Consider the following 2,217-nt stretch of genomic DNA (forward strand, 5'->3'; position numbering starts at 1 on the left):
GCCCGTCGGGGGTGGTATCGCGGCGGGCGGGCCCCTGGTGGGGGCCGGAGACGTAGGCGGCCTTGAACCTCTCGTAGACGCTGGTGTCGACCTTGAGGTAGCCGAAGCCGGGGACGGGTGGCAGCTCGAAGGCGTCCTTGCTGTCGAGGACGGTGCGGCTCTCGTCGGCGGAGAAGGTGCGCAGGCCGAGGCGGTAGGAGAGGTAGGTCTCCAGTCCGCGGAGCTTGCCGGACTCGATGCGCTGGCTGGAGAGCAGCAGATGGACGCCGATCGAGCGGCCGATGCGGCCGATGGAGAGAAAGAGGTCGACGAAGTCCGGTTTGGCGGTGAGTAGTTCGCCGAACTCGTCGATGACGACGAAGAGGTGGGGCAGCGGCTCCAGCTCGGGGCGTCCGCCGCGGCGGGCGGCGTTGTAGTCGCCGATGTTGGCGAAGTGGCCTGATTCCTTGAGGAGTTGCTGACGGCGCCTGACCTCGCCGGCCAGGCTGGCGTGGACGCGTTCGACCAGGCCGCTGACGCTCTCCAGGTTGGTGATCATGCCCGCCACGTGGGGCAGTGGCTCGAAGGGCGCGAAGGTGGCGCCGCCCTTGTAGTCGACGAGGACGACCGCCAGGTTCTCCGGCGGGTGGGTGGCGACCAGGGCGAGCAGCAGGGTGCGCAGCAGTTCGCTCTTGCCGGAACCGGTGGCGCCGACGCACAGGCCGTGTGGGCCCATGCCGAGTTCGGCGGATTCCTTGAGGTCGAGCATCACCGGTTCGTGGAGGTCGCCGAGTCCGATCGGGACGCGCAGGAAGTCGCGTTCGCCGCGGGCGGCCCAGAGCCGGGCGGGGTCGGGGCGGGCCGGCTCGTCGATGCCGAGGAGTTCGGCGAACCCGACGGGGGCGCTCAGCGGGGTGTCGCCGGCGTCGGCCTCCGGGGAGAGGCGGAGCGGGGAGAGCAGCCGGGCGAGGCTCTCGGCCTGCTGCGGCGGGCAGTCGTCGAGGGTGCCCTGGAGGGTGTGGGGCTGCTCGTGGCGGAGGTCCTCGACCCGTACCCGGTCGCCTTCGACGGTGATGCGGACCGAGACGTGGCCCGGTTCGTCAACGCGTCGGGTGACGGGGTGGACGACGGTGATGCCGAGGTCGCCGAGGGGCAGGGTCTCGTCGGTGCGGGGCAGTTCGGTGGCCGGTCCGCCGGGGGTGTCGAGGACCACCAGCATGCGGGCCATGCTCTCCAGCGCGGAGCGGTCGGTGAGGCCGCGGCGGATCTCGGTGGCTCGGTTGGCCCGGTTGCGCAGTTCCGTGGCGAGGAGCGCGGCGAGTTGGTCGGGGTCGGGTGCGATCCGGCGCAGCGGCGCGGCGGCGTCGCGGGACCCGGGGTCCTGCGCGTGCGGCAGCCACTTGACCCATTCCCAGGCGGGGAGGTGCTCGGGCGAGCTGGCGAGGCCGATCACGAGGTCGTCGGGGGCGTGTGCGACCGACGCCTGGCTGAGCAGCACCCGGAGCACGCGCGCGGTGTCCTTGGGGCTGCCGACGATGGAGACGTTGCCGGCCCGGTCGAGGGGCACGGTCAGCGGCATGTCGGGCGTGGTGCCGAATCGTTCGCGCAGTTCGTGGGCCTCGTTGCGCATGAACGGGTCGACCGGCGTGATGGCGGAGCTCTGGCTCCGTTCGACCTCCAGGCGGCGTTGCGGGACGGAGCCGGCGCCGACGCGGAGGTGGAGGAAGTCGCTGTCGCGGCGGCGGCGTTCCCACAGCCGCGCCGGGTCGGCGACCAGGTCGACGAGGGCGGCGGGCGGCGGGTGCATCGCGCGTGCGGCGGCCCGGCGTTCGCGGTCGTCCTCGCCGAGTTCCTCGCGGAGTTCCTCCAGGTACTCCAGGTACCGCTCGCGTTGGGTGCGGCGGGTGCGGCGGGCCTTCCCGCGCTGGGAGAAGAAGAGGGCGGCCGCGCCGACGACGGCGGCGATCAGGACGAAGACCCCGATGATCGCGAAGCGGCTGCTGCGCATCAGCGTCATCATCACCATCGAGCCCATGACGCCGGCCATGGGCAGCATGGTCGCGACCGGGGACATGGTGTCGCCCTCGGGCAGGTTGGGCGGTGCCTCGACCCCGCGCCGTCGCGGTTCGCCGAGCGGGGGCACGGTACGGGCGGGCCGGTGCACCAGCTGCGGGCTGTTGAGCGGGGTGAGCGGAGACCTCCGGGGCGGGCCGAGCCGACCGGTGGGCGGCTGGGGCG

Annotated in this window: 1 protein-coding gene; it reads right to left on the reverse strand. The window is 72.8% G+C overall.

The genetic code is table 11. From position 1 onward, the window contains the following. Positions 1–2,146: type VII secretion protein EccCa (gene eccCa / locus E0D90_RS25160; RefSeq protein ID WP_307721181.1), on the reverse strand; the 2,146-nt coding region annotated here is incomplete at its 3' end. Positions 2,147–2,217: the final 71 nt, after the last annotated feature.

Source organism: Streptomyces otsuchiensis (assembly GCF_004305975.1).
GTDB classification, from domain to species: domain Bacteria; phylum Actinomycetota; class Actinomycetes; order Streptomycetales; family Streptomycetaceae; genus Streptomyces; species Streptomyces otsuchiensis.